Source organism: Desulfovibrio sp. (genome assembly GCA_016208105.1).
Classification (GTDB): domain Bacteria; phylum Desulfobacterota; class Desulfovibrionia; order Desulfovibrionales; family Desulfovibrionaceae; genus Fundidesulfovibrio.
On the sequence record JACQYS010000009.1, the window covers coordinates 101,399 to 119,675 of the forward strand.

Consider the following 18,277-nt stretch of genomic DNA (forward strand, 5'->3'; position numbering starts at 1 on the left):
CTGGCTCGGTTTCGAGTGTCCGCTTCTGGGAAATGAAAAACAAAGTACGGCAAAGGACAAATCGTTTGTTATCGTCAACAGATATCGGAACCATAGCCGCAGCCTATACGATAGTCATCCATCACCGACTGAGACCAAAAGAAAAGGCCCCGGAACTTGGAGTTCCAGGGCCGTACAGGTCGACTCATTGAGAAGCGTTATTCTTCCACCCGCCCTATCTCGCGCGCCTGGCTGGAGGGACAGGTGTCGCAGGAATGGCAGACTTCGCAGCCGCCCTTGTAGGGATAGGGGGTGAGAACGATGTAGGTGCGGTTTATGGTGCCCTTCTCGTCCCATTCGAGCCCCAGCTTCTTAAACTTTTTCCTGGCTTCCCGGGTGGGAGTTGGGGTGGGCATGCACCCGCCGATGAGTTCGGGCATCACGCTCTGGGCCGCGCACATCACCAGGGTGATGGCCAGATGATGGTAGGCGAAGCCGTGGTGGCTGTTCTCCTCAAAGGCACGCTGCACTTCGGCTTCGGTGTCCGTGTCCAGGTAGACCAGCAGGAAGCCGTCGTCCGCGTCCTTCTTGGTGGGCTCCATCTTGTAGGCTTTGAGCTCGTCCTGCCACTTGAACCAGTACTTCTCCAGGCATTCGGCCAGCTCCTGCTCGATGCGCATGAGCCCGCTGATCTCCATGTAGTATTCCATGTCGAATTCGGGCTGAGTCTGGATCTTCTCCAGGGTCATGTTTTCCTTGCCCATGCGCTGCTCCTTGAGGGGAAATGAGGTGGGCCAGGGGTGTAGCCTGTTTGAGCCCGGGGGGCAACTTCGGGCTAGCCCAGGCAGGACGGGTTTTCCGGACAAACGGGAATGCAAGCTCCCGCCTTGGGCGGAGCGATCCCAAAGGGTTGTCTATGGATTACTCCGCTGGCCGGCGAGTGGCGCGGTCAAAGCCCGGATGGCAAGGTGACGTTTAGAAGCAGGGCTCGCTTGTCCGCCCCGGAAAAAAACATGAGAAACCGGTTCATTCCCGAGGGGTCCGCCAGGTTGAGCTTGTGCGTCCCGGATTTGGGCGTGGCCTGATACAGCCAGCGCCCTCCCGACGCATCCGCGAGGATGACTCCCACATGGTAGTGCTGCAGGGTGTAGCCCTTGCGGCGCCCTGTCTGGCTGAAGCTCACCAGACAGGCCTGGTTGGGACCGATCTGGGAGAAGGCCTTTTTCCAGGCGGCCTGGTCGGACGTCAAGAATCCAAGCATGGTTTTACCGCTCTCCTGGCCGGACACGGACGTGGATTCGGGCAAAAGCCAACGCCGGGGCATTCCCTCGGAGAGGTTCAGTATCAAATCGAACCCGAAATCCCAGTCCTGGCCCATGGCAGCGCCTGGGCCCGAGTCGCCCTGCCTGTCCCGGGCGGCCTGGCGGATGGTGGACGTGACCGGGGCGATGAGGCGCATCAGCGCGTAGTCCAGCCCGGAGCAGTTGAGCCCTGGGGTGGCGAAGCTCTGCTCCGGATGCTCGAACAGGGTCCAGCGACCGGTCTCGTCGCGCACGCCGTCCGGGCGGTAGGGAATGCCCAGGAGCTGGTCGGCCCTGGCCGTGAGGTCCGCTCCGAAGCAGGGGCATGCCGCCAACAAAACAGCCAAAGAGAGTAAAGCGTGCTTGAGCATCAATAGAAAGAGTCGATCACCGACATGGGTATGATGAAGGTTTCCGAAAAGCCCGCGTTGTTTTCCGGCCCGGCTGGTTGCGAAACAGAAAACAGATTGGCCGGTCCGATGGACACGGACATGCCCTGGGCTACGCGAGTCAGGATCATGCTGGAGTTCACCCGGTAGGAGAAGCCGTCAACCGTGGCGCTCAAGGTGACTGATTGGGAGGTCTGGGTTCCTATGGGAGCGGCGAAGGCCGGGCATGCCAGCATGCCCAGAACAAGCAGAGCGATGAAAGTCTTCATGGCGCGCCTCCTAAAAAAACAGCTGATTGATTAAGGAGTCGGGGATTTCCAGAGTAAGCCCTTCGGTCTGTCCCCTCAGGGAACCGGTTCCAGAGAGCGCCGCTGGCGAGAGCACCACCAAAAGTCCGGTCGCTGTCTTGAAGTAGGTGACCGGATTGACCGTCTGGTAGGTGGCCCCGTCTATGACCGGGGTGGCTGTCACCGTGGGCTGAACAGATGTTTGCTGGACCGTGGCTGACTGGGTGGTGGCAGACTGGGTTGATGTGGTCTGGGTTGAGCCGGATTGGAAAGCGACGGTCTGAGCTTGCGCGGCCCCAGCCAGAGCCAATGCCACTACAACGAGAAACAAAACAAGAAGGCGCATGGCTGAACCTCCTAAGTATTGGATGTCCCACTCCATGCGCCTTCAGAAGGTCAACGTCAACTAGCTGGCTTTTTCTTTCTTTCTCTGCCCGTGGAGAAGATGGCGCTTGCCAGCGGACAGTTCCGCCTTGCGAAGCCGGATGGACAGGGGCGTCACCTCCACCAGTTCGTCGTCCCGCACGAAGTGGATGGCCCGCTCCAAGGTCATGGGGCGGATGGGTGTGAGCACGCAGTTCTCGTCCTTGCCCGAGGCGCGCATGTTGGTGAGCTTCTTTTCCTTGCAGGGGTTGATGTCCAGGTCGTTGTCGCGGTTGTGCTCGCCAACGATCATTCCCTCGTACACCGGGTCGCCCGCGGTGATGAACATCTCGCCGCGCGGTTCCAGGTGGAACAGGCCGTAGGCCACGCCCACGCCGGTTCGGTCGGCCACCAGGGAGCCGGTGAAACGGGTGGGGAAATCGCCCCGGTAGGGTTCATACCCCTCCAAAAGCGAGTTCATGATGCCCGTGCCCTTGGTGTCGGTCAAAAATTCGTCGCGATAGCCGATCAACCCACGAGAGGGCACCGAGAACTCCATGCGCACCCGGCCCTTGCCGTGGTTCACAAGATTCACCATACGGCCCTTGCGGATGGAAAGCTTTTCCGTGACCACGCCCAGGAAGGTTTCCTCGCAGTCCACGAACACACTCTCGATGGGCTCCAGGCGCTTGCCGTTCTTTTCCTTGTAGATGACCTCGGGGCGGCTGACGGACAGCTCAAACCCTTCGCGGCGCATGGTTTCGATCAGGATGGCCATCTGGAACTCGCCCCGGCCCTTGACGATGAAGCTGTCCTTGTCTTCGCTCTGTTCCACCTTGATGGCCACGTTGGACAGGCACTCGCGCTCCAGGCGCTCGAGAATCTTGCGCGACTGCACGAGCTTGCCCTCGCGCCCGGCCATGGGCGAGGTGTTGATGGCGAACTTCATGGACACCGTGGGCTCGTCCACGGTGATGCGCGGCAGGGCCTTGGGGGCGGAGGAGGTGCAGATGGTGTCGCCGATCTTCACGTCCTCGATGCCGGAAAGAACGATGGTGTCGCCCGGGGTGGCCTCGGTGGCTTCCACGAGGCTCGGCCCCTTGTAGGTCTGCAAGCGGGTGACGCGCAGCTGCTTCACGTCGCCTCCCTCGCCGATGCACACCAGGGTCTCGTTCTGATGGGCCACGCCGTTCATGACCCGGCCGATGGCCAGGCGCCCCAAAAAGTCGGAATAGCCAAGGTCGGCCACCAGCATCTGGAAGGGGGCGGTGGCGTCGTAACGCGGGGCGGGAATGTGCTCCAAAATGGCGTCGAAGAGCGGGGTCAGGTCCGTGCCTTCGCCTTCCAGGCTGGTCTTGGCCATGCCCTCGCGCCCGATGGCGTAGAGCACGGGGAAGTCCAGCTGGTCCTCGTTGGCGTCCAGGTCGATGAAGAGGTCGTAGACCTCGTCCAGCACTTCCTGGGGGCGGGCGTCCTTGCGGTCGATCTTGTTGACCACCACCATGATGGACAGGCCGCGCTCCAGGGCCTTTTTCAGCACGAAGCGGGTCTGGGGCAGCGGGCCCTCGGAGGAGTCCACCAAAAGGATCGCGCCGTCGGCCATGACCATTGAGCGTTCAACCTCGCCGCCGAAGTCGGCGTGGCCGGGGGTGTCGATGATGTTTATCTTCACGCCCTTCCAGGACACGGCGCAGTTCTTGGCGGCGATGGTGATGCCGCGCTCGCGCTCCAGGTCCATGGAGTCCATGACACGGTCGTCCACTTCCTGGTTCTCGCGGAAGGTGCCGCTCTGGCGGAACATTGCGTCCACCAGGGTGGTCTTGCCGTGGTCGACGTGGGCGATGATGGCAATATTACGGATGCTGTCGTTGGAAGACATGTTCATAAGGATTGATCTCCGGAATTTTTGGGAGGCCCCTCCATACGGCCCGAAGGTTCCGCTGGCAAGCGAAAGTACTGTGACGACAACGCTTCAGACGGTGTTTTTTCGGGCGGGCACCCTCGCGCCGGGCACCGGTTGCATGCGATATGAGAATGGTAGCCTGTTTTGGGGAACAATATCAGGGCCATGCCCTGTAACCGCTCATTCCAAAAAAACTTTTGCATTTTGCCGCAACACGTCGCAATGGACGCGCCCTTGCACTCCGAGAGACCGGACAAACCGTCAGGGCTGAGAGAGGCAATCCTTGCAGGGGGTGACGAGCGTCGTGGAGTTGGCCTGCTCGTATGTGGTCTTGGCTTCGAATATCTGAATGGCCATGTTGCGGTAGAGTTCTCCCGATGGCGTGGAGGCTTGGGAGAAAGTAAGATTGCCTATGAACTGCCGGTCAGCCTGGACCACCTGGGCCAGGGTGGGGTTGGACGTGGAATAGCCAGGTGAGAGATCGTGCTCCATGCAGGCGGCGTCCAGGCAGTCGATGGGGGCGGCATTCGACGATGTGGTCTGGAAGCCGCACCAGTTGCCATACTGGGGAACGAGCGACTTCAGGCTGTCCACGGTGGAGACAGAACTCGTCTGCGTGGATGAAGACATGGCGCTGTAGATGGCCTGCCGGTCGGCCAGGGCGGATGTCTGGGCAAGGCAATAACTGGGGAGACCTAATGCCACAAGAAGAGGTAAGAAACGAATTGTAAACATGGCATCCTTATGTTTCTTTTTTTGGGTTTGATCAAGACGGATCATCCTGCGTTTGACGCGACCAGGACGCCCCTCGGCGCACCAAACGCTCGGAGTAGGTTTCCCGTCTAAAGGATATTGAGCTATATCGCTCTTTGCTAATAATAATGGACGAAAAGTATTCTCGACGGAAGACGTATGAAAAAAACATCCGCACTTGCCATCGTCCTGGCTCTCCTTGCATCGGCCACCTCCAGGAGCGAGCCGATACAGTTTTATTATCCCGCGCGCCCGCCATATAACTTCACCCTCAATGGCAAGCCCACAGGTTTCCTGGTCGAGTTGACCCAAGCCATCCTGCATGATGCCGAAGTCGAGGCCGTCTTCGTCGAGTTGCCCTCGCCGCGCATCTTCTCGGAACTGCAACGCGAAGACAGTCAGTGCTGCCTTTTCGGGGCGCTCAAGGTTCCTGAGAGGGAAGCCTACGGATCATTCACCCTGCCCATCATGGAGGACAGCCCCTTGGTGGCCCTCATTCTGGCCAAGAACGCCGCGCTTTTCTTCGGGAAGACCTCATTCAGGGAGCTCGCGGCGGACAAGAAGCTCACCTTGGGCCTGATACGTTCCTGGTCCTACGGGGACTATGTCGACGGCGTGATCAAGAAGGAGCACGCCAAGGTGATTGGGATTCCGGAAAAGGAGAACCAGGCCCGCATGCTGGCCAGCGAGCGTTTCCTCTATACTCTTGCCAGAGAGACGGAGATCGACGACCTCATCAGGCTCTCCGGAAAAAGCAGGGCGGACTTCGTGAGTATACCTCTCTCCGACACAAGCGAACGAAAAAAGCGTTATATCCTCTGCGGGAAAGGGGTCCCAGGGGAAGTGATCGAGCGGATCAACGCCTCGATTGTGAAACACTGTGATGTCCGCGAATAGATTTTCCACTGGCTGACAGCCGTCAGAAGCACAAAAGAGCTTGTATCATGCTCCTGGTTTGTCAGGAAAACGCGCCACCTCGGTTTCCCAACCCTGCACAACCTCCCTTCCCTGCTTGTAGCGGAAGTCGCACTTCACATCTCCCTGGGCAATGGTCATGCTACGGTACAAGCCGGTTCCCTCGCACCGGGATCTGGGGAAATCGTTCAGGCAGAAATACGGAGCCACGTCCTCCATTTTCTGTGCCTTGAAGAACTTCGCAACCCCGCATTCGAGCATGTCGTAGCCCATGTCGAAATCAGAACCGTCACTGAAAAAGGCCGTGGCCACCCAATCACCCGGATAGAGGCGCTCATGGGTCCACCTGGCCCATTCAGCCAGCGACGCCTTGCTTTCAGGCGAAAAAAACGCAGCTCCGCGCGCCGCAAGCTGGGCGGCAGGAGTTGAGGCAAGTTCCTCCGCGTTCAAGTCGTAGAAAAGCCGCCCCGCATCCTTGGCAGCCATACCTTTGGCCTTCATTGCCGCGTATATGGCCGCCAGCCAACCGGCCTGGGTGAGGTACTGCTGGTTGCGGTTGGAGTCTCCACCGAGATCGGCCATGGAGAGCAGCATGGAGTCGAATGCGGAGATGGCGTCGGCGGATATTGCCGCGGCCTGAGATGCAGGGTGTTTGGCATTGAGATACTGCCTCACCCCTTCGCAGACGCCCTTGAACTCGCCCAGCAGGCGTTCCCGGCTGACCGCGTAGTAGTTCGGCTGCGAGGCAGCTCTGGTGTTCCAGGGGAAGACGCACCCACAAGCTGCCACGCATCCGGCTTGAATGATTTTACGTCGAGAAATCGTCACTATATCTCCCTGTGGAGATGGGTCGTATCAGCAATTGCAAGCTCGCGCATCTCAGGTACAAAATGTTATTAATTGTTCTTAAGCATCCCAGCAAAATCACGCACACTTGGCAGAGAAAGATAATTTATAACTTGCATGATAATCTTCCCATCTTTTTTCAACGAGATATCTTCAACCTCTCTATTGCGATGGTTTGAAATGGTTATGAACCAAGCACCGCCTGCATACAGTGTCATATATGAAACTGACCCCAAAAACCTATGCTTTTCTGGAGGCATTATAATTCTATCTTCGAACCGACGGACAGGATTGACGAGAATAAATCCAAATAGATTATATAACTCAATGTCACGACACTCCAAAATACTTAATCGAAATGAATCAATGTGCTTGCCTAGTGAAATTTTATATGGATTCATTTTTGTAGATATTGCGCACCTAAAAAGAACTGAAAGATGGTACAACTTAAAAATTAAATAGTCTCCGACATCTACCTCACATACTTCGTCGTTAATTACACCAGGGAACAAATCTCCTTTAAACCATAATTTAGCAAACGCATTCTCATATCGACTACTCAAAAGTCCTTCACAACTTTTGCAAAAAAGTCTCTCTTTGATGCCACCCTGAAGAAAAATGGGACTACCACTGTTCGCCTGGTAACCGTGGCACCGACGAGCACCTTTCATTTCCTTGTACATGCTGTTTTTGAAGACATGCTCGGGGATAATGTGCGACTGACATAACTTGGCGACATCATGCTTGCACAACCCGCAAACCATGCAAAATCCTCTCTCAAAAAATCTTTCCCAACTATTTCAGGCTCACTACTTTATCCAAATAAGGCTGGCCTGGCGCCCCGAGTTGGCCTTGTCGCGACGGTAGGAGTGGAACTCCGCCAAACTCACGGTGCACAGGTCCAGGCTGAATATCCTCTCCCGGCGAAGCCCGGCCTGGCGAAGCTGGGCCACGGTGAGCCGCCAGAGGTTCACTGTCCGCGTGGCCGGATCGAAGAAGTCCCGGAACCTGTCCCCGAACTCCATCTCGAAGTTGGTGAATTCGCTTTCGCCTGGCCCCATGCTCGGGCCCCGCACGGCCAGGAGTTCCTCCGGCGCTACCCCATAACGCTCGCAGAAGGCGGCCACCGCCTTTTGCGGAAACTCAAGCACGTTCCCACGCCAACCAACGTGCAGCGCGGCCACGTACTTCCCGCTCTCATGAGCCATGAGGATTGGCTGGCAGTCCGCTGTCTTTATCACTAATGCCTGCCCGGCAGCGCTTGTTGCCGAGCCGTCGGCCTTCAGGCTGGAGCGTTCGTCCATTGCGACAGCAGCCGGCTCGAAAGCCATGCCCGTGCCGTGCACCTGTTTGAGCGAATGCCAGCTCGAAAACCCCAGCTGATCCTTAAGCGACAGCCGGTTGGCCAGCACCGCTTCGGGATCTTTTGTCACAGTATATGCGATGTTCCCCTTCTCAGGCCCGCTCGCGGCAGTGGTGAACACGGCGCACACGCCCGGCAGACCAGGAAACGAGAACGGTATCGACGTCACGGCCATATGATCTCCTCGTCGGTCACCACCACATGCACGGGTTTGTCCCAGGAGTCCTGCGGCAGATGCTCCACCACCTGAAAACTGTGGGCCAGGCCTATAAGGAAGGTGTTGTCGAATTGCGGGCCGGCCAGAAGCCTATCGTAATAGCCCTGGCCAAAACCAAGACGGGCTCCCCTGCGGTCGAATGCCACGGCTGGAATAAGCGCAACTCCGGGGCTGAAGCGCCCAAGCGCCGGGCACCTGTCCTCTTTGGGCTCCAAGATGCCGTATGCGCCGGGTGCGAGGTCGGACAGGCAGGATATGCAGGCCACGTCCAGTATTCCGTCCTCCCACGGACGGCAGCGCGGAGCCAGCACGCGCACCCTCCGGCTCCAGAGACCTTCAAGCAGTTCAGTAGTCTCTATCTCGCCCTTGAAGGACAAGTAGACCATGGCCTCCTTGGCGCCGCGCCATCGTTCAAGGCGTTCGACCAGGGCCGTCGCGGCAAGGCTCGCCAGACGCACCTCTTTCTCGCTCAAGCCCGCCCGCCTGGACAGGATCGTCTGGCGAAGGGCCGCCTTGTCCGGCCTGGATTGGTTCGCGTTGAGTGGCATCGTGTTCCATGCTACCATGTAAGCCGTTGGCGGAAAAGAATCTTTCCACTGGAGTCTTGCATGACAGGCCCCCATCCCTTCTGGGTCGGCATAGGCGACATCCACGGCCACACGGCCAATCTGCGCCGCATTCCGGAGCTTCCCCGGGCGACCGGGGTGATCGTCAGCGGAGACCTCACCATCAGGGGCAAAGTGCCCGAAGCCCGCGAGGTTATCGAGGCCGTATCCGATATTAATCCCCGGGTGCTGGCCCAGATAGGCAACATGGACTTCGCTTCCGTGCAGACATGGCTGAACGAAAGCGGTCTGGGCATACACCTACAGACCAGGGAGCTGGCACCGGGGCTTGGGCTCATGGGAGTTGGCTGGTCGCCCCCCACCCCGTTCGCCACCCCGAGCGAAGTCCCGGACGCCCAATTGGCTGAATGGCTGCTGGAAGCCTACGACAAGGCCCGTGACTTCGAGCACCTCATTCTTGTCTCCCACACGCCCCCTCATGGTACCGCGACCGACGTGGTGAGTTCCGGAACCCATGTGGGCTCCCTGGCCGTGCGGGAGTTCATCGAGCGTGCCCAGCCGGACCTGTGCCTTACCGGCCACATCCACGAATCCCGAAGCATGGACTCCATCGGCAAAACCGTTGTCGTGAACCCCGGCGACCTGGACTCCGGCGGCTACGCCCTCATTGGCTTTGACGGGCAAACCGTGACCGCCACCTTGAAAACCATTTCCTGAAGGCATGTCATGATCCTTTATTCCTGGAACGTGAACGGGCTTCGTGCCGCCGCAGGCAAGGGTTTCCACGACTGGCTCGAATCCTCCGGTGCGGATGTGGTGGGACTTCAGGAGACCAAGCTCCAGAAGGACCATGAGGACGGCTTTCTTGATGCCAAGGGCTACAAAGTCCGCTTCGTCTCCAGCTCGGTGAAAAAAGGGTATTCGGGGGTCGGGGTGTACTATCGCGCCGAGCCCCTGGCCGTGAACGCTGAGTTGCCGGATCCGGCGTTTGGGGGAGAAGGCCGGCTTCTGCACCTGGAATACCCGGATTTTCACTTCTTCACCGTCTACTTTCCCAACGGCCAGATGGGCCCGCACCGTCTGGAATACAAGCTGGGCTACTACGAAGCCTTCCTGGCCCACGCCCAGGAGCTCCGCAAGCAAAAGCCCATCGTGGCCTGCGGCGACTTCAACACCGCCCACACCGAACTGGATCTGAAAAACGCCAAATCCAACGAAAAAACTTCGGGGTTTTTACCTGTGGAACGGGCCTGGCTGGATACATTCGTTGCCGCCGGGTATGTGGACACCTTCCGCATGTTCGAGCCGGGGGGCGGGCACTACTCCTGGTGGGACTACCGTTTCCACGCCAGGGACCGCAACGTGGGCTGGCGCATCGACTACTTCTTCGTGTCCGAGGAACTACGGTCCAAAGTGACCAGGGCCTGGATTGCCGACGATGTTATGGGCTCGGACCATTGCCCGGTCGGTTTGGAACTGGCGATTTAATCGATTCTTGGATAGGGATGTCCTCGTAGGCTTTGGAAATTTTTCCTTTGTCAGGCCTTCCATTCGTAAACGTCTTACGTATAATTCACGGTGATGTCCGATTCACGCATGCGCGGGCATCCTTCACGAACACGAGGGAGCATCACGCTCTCCGCCGGAGGCGCGTACTTGCACCGAACCGAGATGATTCGATCCCTATGCCTTTCGTTTATCCTGATGGCAGGGCTCGCCCTTCCCTTTGGGGCGTTCTCCCAGACCATCGAGGTCGTCACCGAGGAGCTGCCGCCGTTTCAGATGGTGAAGAACGGCCAGCTTGGTGGATTCGCCACGGAAATAGTGCAGGCGTGCTTCGAACAGGCGGGGTTGAGCTACACCATCGCCGCCTACCCATGGGCGCGGGCATACAATATCGCCCTCACAAAGGGGAACATCTGCATCTACTCCATCGTGCGCACCCCGGAGAGGGAGGACAAATTCAAATGGTCCTCCCGCATCGCCCAGTTACGCGCCAGCATGTACGCTTACAGAAAGGACGACCAGCCGGCACCGCAATCCCTCGAAGAAGCCAGGAAGCATCTCGTGGCCGTGGCAAGAGACGATGTGACCCACCAGTTCCTGCTCTCGAGGGGATTTGTTGCGGGCGAAAACATCTTTATCGTGAATAATTCCCAGGAAGCATTTCGGGCCATCTCTTCATTCAACGACATATCGCTCACCATTCTTGACGATCTGACCCTTCCTTACCGCGCGAAGGATGCGGGCGTTCCCCCTGACAATTTGGTTGCGGTATTCGACATTCCAGAGCTGTCGCTCGCACAGTGGGTCGCGTTCAGCAAGGACACTCCTGACGAGGTCGTCACCCGCTTTACCGCTGCCTTCAACAGCCTTAAAAAAGACGGGACCATCGCCAACATTAAGAAGAGGTGGAACGTTCAGGAGTAGCATCACTTCACATGTCACACATGGCCCTCTGATCCGAAATATCTTTCTTTCACTTCCAGCCTTTCCGCCCGTCTCCTGACTCCATTCAACACTCTCCGGCATGGCCCTTGCTTACACAATTCCCGGAGAACCCTATGGCAATAGAGAAGTCCACTCCTGTATCAGCGTCCGTATTTACGCCCCGGATTCTGACCCAAAAGTCCCAGGGCCAGAGCTTCGAGGCGACGCTGGCATCCACCTTGGGCGAAGCCCCGCCATTGGCCACTCTGCCAGCTAAAATCGAAAAACACTCGCGCCCGAAGCCAGCCGTCAACGAGGTCCGGGGCGTGGTCGTGCGCCCGGAGGAAACCTCGCAGGCATGCCAGCCCAGTGGCTTCACCCCTGAGGAAGAGGCCGTTCTCAAGATATGGGCCAAGAGCGTCAACTCCCCGGCACGCACGCCCAAGCCCGCCAAGGTCCCGTCGCTGGACATCCTCCCCTCGGAAGCTGCGGCGCAAGCGGCTGCCGATCCGGACACCGTGATAAAAGCCGCCGAAGCCCAGGTCGGCAAACGCTACGCAGCTGGCGGAGAAACCCCGCGCCAGGGCTTCGACTGTTCAGGCCTCACCAGCTACGCTTATTCCCAAAGTGGCCTGGACATCCCCAGAAATTCCAGGGAACAGTTTCAACAAGGCACCCCCGTGCCGCGTGAGGAGCTGAAAAAAGGCGACCTGGTCTTTTTCGGAAAAAAGGGAGTGAATCACGTGGGTATCTACGTGGCTGACGGGAATTTCGTCCATGCGACATCCTCCAGAGGGGTGGTGAAGATGAGCTCCCTGGATGAACCGATCTGGAACAAACTTTACGCCGGAGCCAGGCGAGTTTTTTAGCCTCCTTCTTATACCGGCCAAAGCACGGCCGGCCTTTCTCCCGACTTGCCCACAGACCAGGGATGGCGTATGATTTTTGGATGCTTGGTTACGATGTCGTCATCATAGGTGCCGGAGCCTCCGGCCTGTTCTGCGCTCTCACCGCCGCCCGAAGGGGCCTTAGCGTCGCGGTTTTCGACCACAACACCCAGACCGGAAAAAAGCTCAAAGTCACGGGCGGAGGGCGATGCAACTTCGGCAACACCCAGGTTGGCCCTGAAAATTTTCTGTCCGCAAATCCGCAGTTCTGCGTCTCCGCCTTGAGCCGCTTCAAACCCTTGGCGTTCAAGGATTTTCTAGAAGAAAACGGGCTTTCGAGCGTGGAAGAGAGCCACGGCCAGCTCTTCTGCCGCGAGGGCGCGGTCAAGGTGGCCGAGCTTCTCGAGCGACTCTGCCGCGAGGCGAACGTGCACTTCTACATGAACGCCCGCATAAAAAACATCGAACGCACCGAAGAGTTCCGCGTCACCTACCCGGGCGGGTCTGTTCCGGGCAAACACCTGGTTGTGGCTGCCGGAGGCCTGGCCTGGCCGCAGGTCGGCTCGTCCTGCTTCGGCTACGGAGTGGCGGAGACCTTCGGTCTTGAGCTTATCGAACCGCGTCCCGCCCTCACCCCGCTGAACATGGGGCCCGGCTGGCAGATGGGGGCCCTGTCCGGTATTTCGCTTCCGGTGCGTGTGAGCATAGGCAAAACTTCCTTCCAGGACGACATGCTTTTCACCCACAAAGGATTGAGCGGTCCCGCCATACTGCAGATTTCCTCCTACTGGCAGCCCGGCACTCCCCTGACCGTGAATCTCACGCCCGGTGTTTCCCCTGAAGAAGTTCTGGCAAAAGCCAGAAGCAGCAAATCGCAGGTGAAAACCATCCTCTCCAGGCTCCTGCCCGCACGGCTCGCCGCCTTGGCGGCCCCGCCTGAGTTCGGTGTCAAGCAGGTGGCGCAGTTACGCAAGGAAGAGACCGCCTGGCTCGTCAAACGTTTGAGCGCCTGGGAAATCACCCCCAAGGAGCTTGCCGGCTACAAGAAGGCGGAAGTCACTGGTGGCGGAGTGGACACCAAGGCTATCTCTTCCAAGACCATGGAAAGCCTTACCGTGCCAGGCCTGTATTTCATTGGGGAAGTCATGGATGTCACGGGGCATTTGGGAGGCTACAATCTCCATTGGGCCTGGGCTTCAGGATATGCGGCAGCGCAATCGATCAAGCAGGGCGGGTAAGAAGATCCTTCCAGCCGCTGCTTCCAGGCTTACCCGTACAGCCAGGATGGGAACCTTCACGGTTTTCCCCAAAGCGAGGTAGGCATGACCCAAGACATCCCCATTTCCAGGTTGGAATTCTTCCGCAAAGAAATCGGCCTCGACGAATCCAAGCTCATCGCCATCCGCCCCTTTGCCGACCAGCTGGCCCAGCGCAGCAAGAAAGCCGGAAAATACCTGGACACCCTCTTCCGCCGGGTGGTTCCACGCACCCGGTTGGAACTCATCCTGGAATACTACGACGGGACACTCAAGAATTTCTGGACGCAATGGTATGCCACCCTCTGGACCAAACCCTGGGATTCCGAGTTCCTTCGTGAACTCTGGCAGCAGGGGATATACTCGGCCAAGATCGGCATCGACCTTCAGTACATGATGCTTGGCGAGGTGAAGTGCCGCCAGCTTTTCATACGGGCAGTGCGCCAGGATGTCCCCATCGACCACCGCGGCCCGGTGGCCTCGGCAGTGAACGATCTTCTCGACCTCTGCCTCATGGTGCGGGCCAAGGGGCACGCATCCTACCGGGCCCGAGCGGCCGAGCCGCTTCTGCAGGGCCTCTTCCACCAGACGCGCAACCCCCTGACCGTTATCGGCGGCACGGCCATGCGGCTCATGCGTTCCGGGGGGCCGGACATCCAGGGAATGGCCCAGGTGATCCTCGACGAAGCCCTGCGTATGGAACGCATGACCCGGGACATCTCCACCTTCAATTCGGTCGAGCTGGCCGACCCAGCCTTTCAAACCATCGCTATCGGCCCTTTTCTGCACCAGACCATCGATGGCCTCAGGGCTGAAGGCCTCTGGCAGCATGGTGTTGAAGCCAAGATATCCATCGATCCAAAACACTCCGAGGTGGACTCTGACCCTTCGCTTCTGAAAGCAATTTTCAAAGAAATCCTTGTGAACGCCCTGGACGCGTTGCCCCCTACCGGGTGCGTGATCGAAATTTCCACCGGTGTGGACCCGGCCACCCCAAGCCATTTGACCGTGTCCGTCTTTGGCGAAGGCGAACTCCCTCGAGGCCAGGAGGTAGACCAGCTCTTCCTGCCCTTCAATTCGACAAAACCCCAGGGCACCGGATTCGGCCTGCCCATCGCCTGGGCCGCTGCACGGAAGTGTTACGGAAAGGTAGCACTGATCCAAACCAAGGACGGGGTTCAGTGTTCAGTGAAACTCCCACTCAAGGGGCAAATTGACGAAACGGGCCTTATGACCCGTCAGGATTTTTAAAGTATGCCAGACAATCGCTGTGAAACGTACTCGAGGCAGTATGCCCAGTTCGTGGCCAAAGAGGTGGTCAAGGCGGCTGCCGCCACCATTTTCGACGACCTGCGCCACACCTTGTCGACCCACTTCAAGGAGAACCCAGGCCAGACAGGTGGCGATCAGGCCCAAAAGGTCATGGAGCTGCTCTCCGATGTGGAGTGCCGCTACTACAACGAATTCAAGCTGCAAGACATTTTCGACGAGGTGTTGGAACGCTAGTGTCGGGATTTTAAAAACATATGCATGTTTTTAAAAATTCAATGATTATAACATTTTGCGCACCTGGGGCATGTGAACGGATTTCGAGGACACCACACTAGGTACGGGTGCCACCCTCGGGCAACCGGACCACAATGTGGGTGCCATCAGGCTCCCCAGTTGTGAAACTTATCTCGCCATTGTGGGCCTTGGCGATAAGAAACGCGCTGTGCGCCCCAAGGCCGGTGCCACCCTCCTTGCCGCTGGTGACGTACGCCTGGAAGAACTTCTCCCGAACCTGCGGGGGAATCACTCCCTTGTTGTGGATGTCGATGATAACGTATCCACCCTCATGGCGGACGTTCACGTCCACCCTCTCCCCTTCGGGAGACGCTTCCACCGCGTTCTTGATAAGGTTTGAAAGCATGTCGTCCAGGAAGGCCTCCTCGCCAAGTAGGTTGCATGCCTGGTCTCCTTTTTTTGCCGGGCCGATCTCGCAGGTGAAGGACACTCCCTTCTCGCGCATGGCCGGCTCGAAGCGCTTGCCCAGATCTTCCAGCAGCTTCACCAAATCCACTGGCTTGGGCGTCACCCGATAACTCCCCTCGTGGATGCGCAGCATGGCCTGGGAGTTGGTCAGCAGATGGTTCATCTGCATGCCCGATTCGTAGATGAGCCTGGCCCACTCCTGCTCCTTTTCGGGCAGGGCCGAGTCCTCCATGAGCAGTTTGGCAAAGCCCACTATGCCCAAAAGCGGAGACTTGAGATCGTGCCGGACAATGCGCTCCACGTCCTCGCGCAGTTTCTCGTAGCGCTTGCGCTCGGTTATGTCGCGGATGAATGCGGCGAAAAAGATGTCCGCCCCGCGCCTCCAACTGGAGTGGGTTATCTCGATGGGAAATTCCACGCCGTCCTTGCGCACGGCCTCGCACTCAAGAGGAGCGCTCGGTTTCAGGGCTTTCCCGGCCTCCAGGGCCTTGGCGAACCCTTCCTCGTGGCGTTCGCGGTAGCGCTCGGGCATGAGCAGGATCACGCTCTTGCCCATGATTTCGCCGGGTTCGTAGCCAAACAGGTTTTGGGCGGCTACGTTCCAGAACACCACTCGCCCTGTGGCGTCCGAAGCGATAATCGCGTCCGGCGCGGACTGAGCCAGGGACAGATACTCCTCGCGCAGATCGTCCAGCATGCGCCGAAGCAGCTGGCAATGACGCTCGCGCCGGGAAAGGTCGGCCACCTGACCGCGGAGGTCGGCGATTTCTTTCGCTGGATGTCTTCGCTTGTCAGCCATGCCATGAACCCTACACTCACCCTGCCGGTTGAAACAAGGTTTTATGACGCAACCAAAGCGCTGGTTCCAGGCATGCCGAGCGATTTACAATCACGTTCAAATGCGGCATCTCACTTGGGCGTTTACGCACACCATCATACACGCTCAAGGAGGCTTCATGCGCAGGCGCCTGCTCATCGTTCTCTTCAGTCTGGCGGTTTTTGCCGCCCTGCCCGGCCTGGCCCAGGCGGCCAAGCTCAAGGTGGCTTTCGCCCTTTTGGGCACCATAAACGACCAGGGATGGAACCACGCCCATTACCTGGGCATCGAAGAGCTGAAAAAGCAGCTGGGTGACAAGATCGAGGTGAGCTACACCGAGAACGTCCAGGCAGCGGACGCCGAGCGGGTCTTCCGCCAGTACGCCCAGGATGGCTACGACATCATCTTCGGCACAACTTTCGAACACATGGACCCCATGCTCCAGGTTGCCAAGGATTTCCCGAAGACCACCTTCGAACACTGCTCCGGCTACAAGACCGCCCCCAACATGGGCAACTACATGGGGCGCATCGAGCAGGGCGAATACCTGGTGGGCTACATGGCCGGGCTCATGGGATACAACAATGTTGGCACCGTGGCCACCAACCCTATCCCGGAGCCCATCCGCGGCATAAACGGCTTCACCCATGGCCTCATCCGCGGCCTCAAGGAATCGGGCACCACATTCAACCCGGACAGCGTGAACACCGTGGTCTGGCTCAAGAGCTGGCGCGACCCCATTGGCGAAACCACCATGAGTGAAGCGTTGGTTCAGCGCGGCTGCACCTTGATTCGCCAGATGGCCGACACACCGGACGCTTCCCTGGCCGCGTGCGCCAAGAACGTCCCCGCCATCGGCTATGGAGCAGACGCCTCAGAATTTGGCGCAAAATGCGTCCTGGTTTCCACCATCTGGAACTGGGGTCAGTTCTACGTGAAGCTCGTGCAAGCCAAACTCGACGGCACATTGAAGCCCGAAGAGCTCTACTGGGGGTTCGAAAAGGACGCTCTCAAACTCTCTGCTTTCAACGAGAAGGTTCCGGCCGCAGTGCGCCAGAAGGTGCTGGCCGAGCTTGAACTCATGAAAAAGGGCGAGGACAACTCCTTCCTTGGCCCCATGGTGGACCAGGCTGGCAAGGTTATGATCCCCGAAGGAAAACGCGCCAGCGTGCAGGAACTCTATACCATGCGCTGGCTCTTGAAAGGCGTTAACGGCAAGCTGCCTGAATAGATGTTGCATCGAACAGGGGCGGTCCCGCAGGGCCGTCCCTTTTTCTTGCGAGAAACCATGCCCTACGAACGTCCTGTCCGCGAATCCGGTGAGAAACACTCCCTTGCAGTCGAAGGGCTGGGCTATGACGTCCTTATCCCCTGGGTCTGGCTGCCAAGCGATGGGGGAGAACTTCGCATCGCCTCCCTGGACCTGGTGGGGCAGACCAGGCTGAACCAGGACCTGGGCCGTCTTCTGGCCTTACGCCTTAAGCCCCTTCTCACAGGGAAAAAGCGCGTGGCCATGCTCACCGCCGTGGAAAAAGGGCTGCAGCTGGCCCAGGTGACCGCCCAGGAACTGGGCCTTGACGAGATCGCCGTGGCCCACAACCGGGTGAAGCCGCACATGGAGCCAAGCCGCAGGCCAGCCGTCCAGGTCGGGGCGGATTCCATCACCAGCGGAGACAAGTTCCTGGCCCTGTACGAGCGTTCGCTCTCCATCGTGGCCGAAGCCACGGACGGCGTCATTCTTTTTGACGACGTGGTCTCCACCGGTTCGACAATGGTGGCCATGCAGGCCCTGGTGGAACAGGCAGCCCGGTTCGCACATCTTGCGTCGCCGCCGCCGGTGCTGGCCATGGCCTGCGCTGCCATAGAAGGCGAGCCTGTGCTTGAGCCCCTGGTGTACCTGGCCAAACTGCCAACTCCGATTTTCAGGGCGTTATAATGCTCGGGGTTCACTGTTTTTCTCCTGAGGATGGGTTGACTCCAGGCCGGTGCGCACAAACGCCAGGCACGGCTTACACGCCCCCCCACCTTCTA

The 18,277-nt window shown here is 58.6% G+C and carries 21 protein-coding genes; 10 read left to right on the top strand and 11 right to left on the bottom strand.

What is annotated here, in order from left to right; translation table 11 throughout:
• Positions 1-197 precede the first annotated feature (197 nt).
• The 6 genes from HY795_04595 to HY795_04620 form a co-directional block, all read right to left on the bottom strand.
• Entirely contained in the window at positions 198-743 is a 546-nt protein-coding gene (locus HY795_04595; GenBank protein MBI4804494.1) for a hypothetical protein, read from the bottom strand.
• 185 nt (positions 744-928) lie between these two features.
• Positions 929-1,651: a hypothetical protein gene (locus HY795_04600; protein ID MBI4804495.1), complete on the bottom strand. Its 723-nt coding sequence runs from the start codon at positions 1,649-1,651 to the stop codon at positions 929-931.
• Complete coding sequence (locus tag HY795_04605; protein ID MBI4804496.1) at positions 1,651-1,938, bottom strand: hypothetical protein; 288 nt, start codon at positions 1,936-1,938, stop codon at positions 1,651-1,653. Before HY795_04605 ends, HY795_04600 begins: the two co-directional genes overlap by 1 nt.
• Positions 1,939-1,948: 10 nt before the next feature.
• A complete protein-coding gene (locus HY795_04610) occupies positions 1,949-2,302 on the bottom strand; it encodes a hypothetical protein (GenBank protein MBI4804497.1) in 354 nt (117 codons plus the stop codon).
• Positions 2,303-2,362: 60 nt separating this feature from the next.
• Positions 2,363-4,198 carry a translational GTPase TypA gene (gene typA / locus HY795_04615; GenBank protein MBI4804498.1) on the bottom strand — a complete coding sequence of 612 codons (1,836 nt, stop codon included), beginning with the start codon at positions 4,196-4,198 and terminating at the stop codon, positions 2,363-2,365.
• A gap of 285 nt (positions 4,199-4,483) precedes the next feature.
• The gene (locus HY795_04620) at positions 4,484-4,957 is read right to left on the bottom strand and encodes a hypothetical protein (GenBank protein ID MBI4804499.1); all 474 of its coding nucleotides are present in this window, start codon (positions 4,955-4,957) and stop codon (positions 4,484-4,486) included.
• Positions 4,958-5,134: 177 nt separating this feature from the next.
• Between HY795_04620 and HY795_04625 the strand changes: the two genes are divergently transcribed.
• Positions 5,135-5,872, top strand: a complete 738-nt coding sequence (locus tag HY795_04625) for a transporter substrate-binding domain-containing protein (GenBank protein MBI4804500.1) — start codon at positions 5,135-5,137, stop codon at positions 5,870-5,872.
• A gap of 45 nt (positions 5,873-5,917) precedes the next feature.
• Here HY795_04625 and HY795_04630 read toward each other — a convergent pair whose 3' ends face one another.
• The 4 genes from HY795_04630 to HY795_04645 all read right to left on the bottom strand — a co-directional run bounded on the left by HY795_04630 (position 5,918) and on the right by HY795_04645 (position 8,864).
• Entirely contained in the window at positions 5,918-6,721 is an 804-nt protein-coding gene (locus tag HY795_04630; protein ID MBI4804501.1) for an L-2-amino-thiazoline-4-carboxylic acid hydrolase, read from the bottom strand.
• 65 nt (positions 6,722-6,786) lie between these two features.
• Positions 6,787-7,419 (bottom strand): hypothetical protein, encoded by a 633-nt coding sequence (locus HY795_04635; protein MBI4804502.1) that lies wholly within the window; start codon positions 7,417-7,419, stop codon positions 6,787-6,789.
• A 126-nt stretch (positions 7,420-7,545) separates the two neighbouring features.
• On the bottom strand, positions 7,546-8,274 hold the full coding sequence (locus HY795_04640) for a laccase domain-containing protein (GenBank protein MBI4804503.1): 729 nt from the start codon (positions 8,272-8,274) through the stop codon (positions 7,546-7,548).
• On the bottom strand, positions 8,265-8,864 hold the full coding sequence (locus HY795_04645) for a 5-formyltetrahydrofolate cyclo-ligase (protein MBI4804504.1): 600 nt from the start codon (positions 8,862-8,864) through the stop codon (positions 8,265-8,267). Before HY795_04645 ends, HY795_04640 begins: the two co-directional genes overlap by 10 nt.
• A 60-nt stretch (positions 8,865-8,924) precedes the next feature.
• Here HY795_04645 and HY795_04650 point away from each other — a divergent pair, with 60 nt between their 5' ends.
• From HY795_04650 to HY795_04680, 7 genes are all read left to right on the top strand, one after another.
• Complete coding sequence (locus HY795_04650) at positions 8,925-9,599, top strand: metallophosphoesterase (GenBank protein ID MBI4804505.1); 675 nt, start codon at positions 8,925-8,927, stop codon at positions 9,597-9,599.
• A 9-nt stretch (positions 9,600-9,608) separates the two neighbouring features.
• Positions 9,609-10,370 carry an exodeoxyribonuclease III gene (xth, locus tag HY795_04655; protein MBI4804506.1) on the top strand — a complete coding sequence of 254 codons (762 nt, stop codon included), beginning with the start codon at positions 9,609-9,611 and terminating at the stop codon, positions 10,368-10,370.
• A gap of 183 nt (positions 10,371-10,553) precedes the next feature.
• The gene (locus tag HY795_04660) at positions 10,554-11,312 is read left to right on the top strand and encodes a transporter substrate-binding domain-containing protein (GenBank protein ID MBI4804507.1); all 759 of its coding nucleotides are present in this window, start codon (positions 10,554-10,556) and stop codon (positions 11,310-11,312) included.
• A gap of 134 nt (positions 11,313-11,446) precedes the next feature.
• Positions 11,447-12,181, top strand: a complete 735-nt coding sequence (locus HY795_04665) for a C40 family peptidase (protein ID MBI4804508.1) — start codon at positions 11,447-11,449, stop codon at positions 12,179-12,181.
• An 80-nt stretch (positions 12,182-12,261) separates the two neighbouring features.
• Positions 12,262-13,437 (top strand): NAD(P)/FAD-dependent oxidoreductase, encoded by a 1,176-nt coding sequence (locus HY795_04670; protein MBI4804509.1) that lies wholly within the window; start codon positions 12,262-12,264, stop codon positions 13,435-13,437.
• A gap of 84 nt (positions 13,438-13,521) precedes the next feature.
• Positions 13,522-14,706 (top strand): hypothetical protein, encoded by a 1,185-nt coding sequence (locus tag HY795_04675; protein MBI4804510.1) that lies wholly within the window; start codon positions 13,522-13,524, stop codon positions 14,704-14,706.
• A 3-nt stretch (positions 14,707-14,709) separates the two neighbouring features.
• Positions 14,710-14,961 carry a hypothetical protein gene (locus HY795_04680; GenBank protein ID MBI4804511.1) on the top strand — a complete coding sequence of 84 codons (252 nt, stop codon included), beginning with the start codon at positions 14,710-14,712 and terminating at the stop codon, positions 14,959-14,961.
• Positions 14,962-15,058: 97 nt separating this feature from the next.
• On the opposite strand, the gene HY795_04685 is transcribed toward HY795_04680, so the two are convergent.
• Complete coding sequence (locus HY795_04685; protein ID MBI4804512.1) at positions 15,059-16,228, bottom strand: PAS domain S-box protein; 1,170 nt, start codon at positions 16,226-16,228, stop codon at positions 15,059-15,061.
• Positions 16,229-16,385: 157 nt separating this feature from the next.
• Here HY795_04685 and HY795_04690 point away from each other — a divergent pair, with 157 nt between their 5' ends.
• Both HY795_04690 and HY795_04695 read left to right on the top strand, forming a co-directional pair.
• The gene (locus HY795_04690; GenBank protein ID MBI4804513.1) at positions 16,386-17,477 is read left to right on the top strand and encodes a BMP family ABC transporter substrate-binding protein; all 1,092 of its coding nucleotides are present in this window, start codon (positions 16,386-16,388) and stop codon (positions 17,475-17,477) included.
• A gap of 57 nt (positions 17,478-17,534) precedes the next feature.
• Positions 17,535-18,182 carry an adenine phosphoribosyltransferase gene (locus HY795_04695; GenBank protein MBI4804514.1) on the top strand — a complete coding sequence of 216 codons (648 nt, stop codon included), beginning with the start codon at positions 17,535-17,537 and terminating at the stop codon, positions 18,180-18,182.
• Positions 18,183-18,277: the final 95 nt, after the last annotated feature.

Coding starts and splice junctions, on each gene's coding strand:
- HY795_04595 (MBI4804494.1), bottom strand. CDS start 743: ATGGGCAAGGAAAACATGACCCTGGAGAAGATCCAGACTCAGCCCGAA.
- HY795_04600 (MBI4804495.1), bottom strand. CDS start 1,651: ATGCTCAAGCACGCTTTACTCTCTTTGGCTGTTTTGTTGGCGGCATGC.
- HY795_04605 (MBI4804496.1), bottom strand. CDS start 1,938: ATGAAGACTTTCATCGCTCTGCTTGTTCTGGGCATGCTGGCATGCCCG.
- HY795_04610 (MBI4804497.1), bottom strand. CDS start 2,302: ATGCGCCTTCTTGTTTTGTTTCTCGTTGTAGTGGCATTGGCTCTGGCT.
- typA (MBI4804498.1), bottom strand. CDS start 4,198: ATGTCTTCCAACGACAGCATCCGTAATATTGCCATCATCGCCCACGTC.
- HY795_04620 (MBI4804499.1), bottom strand. CDS start 4,957: ATGTTTACAATTCGTTTCTTACCTCTTCTTGTGGCATTAGGTCTCCCC.
- HY795_04625 (MBI4804500.1), top strand. CDS start 5,135: ATGAAAAAAACATCCGCACTTGCCATCGTCCTGGCTCTCCTTGCATCG.
- HY795_04635 (MBI4804502.1), bottom strand. CDS start 7,419: ATGTACAAGGAAATGAAAGGTGCTCGTCGGTGCCACGGTTACCAGGCG.
- HY795_04640 (MBI4804503.1), bottom strand. CDS start 8,274: ATGGCCGTGACGTCGATACCGTTCTCGTTTCCTGGTCTGCCGGGCGTG.
- HY795_04645 (MBI4804504.1), bottom strand. CDS start 8,864: ATGCCACTCAACGCGAACCAATCCAGGCCGGACAAGGCGGCCCTTCGC.
- HY795_04650 (MBI4804505.1), top strand. CDS start 8,925: ATGACAGGCCCCCATCCCTTCTGGGTCGGCATAGGCGACATCCACGGC.
- xth (MBI4804506.1), top strand. CDS start 9,609: ATGATCCTTTATTCCTGGAACGTGAACGGGCTTCGTGCCGCCGCAGGC.
- HY795_04660 (MBI4804507.1), top strand. CDS start 10,554: ATGATTCGATCCCTATGCCTTTCGTTTATCCTGATGGCAGGGCTCGCC.
- HY795_04665 (MBI4804508.1), top strand. CDS start 11,447: ATGGCAATAGAGAAGTCCACTCCTGTATCAGCGTCCGTATTTACGCCC.
- HY795_04670 (MBI4804509.1), top strand. CDS start 12,262: ATGCTTGGTTACGATGTCGTCATCATAGGTGCCGGAGCCTCCGGCCTG.
- HY795_04675 (MBI4804510.1), top strand. CDS start 13,522: ATGACCCAAGACATCCCCATTTCCAGGTTGGAATTCTTCCGCAAAGAA.
- HY795_04680 (MBI4804511.1), top strand. CDS start 14,710: ATGCCAGACAATCGCTGTGAAACGTACTCGAGGCAGTATGCCCAGTTC.
- HY795_04685 (MBI4804512.1), bottom strand. CDS start 16,228: ATGGCTGACAAGCGAAGACATCCAGCGAAAGAAATCGCCGACCTCCGC.
- HY795_04690 (MBI4804513.1), top strand. CDS start 16,386: ATGCGCAGGCGCCTGCTCATCGTTCTCTTCAGTCTGGCGGTTTTTGCC.
- HY795_04695 (MBI4804514.1), top strand. CDS start 17,535: ATGCCCTACGAACGTCCTGTCCGCGAATCCGGTGAGAAACACTCCCTT.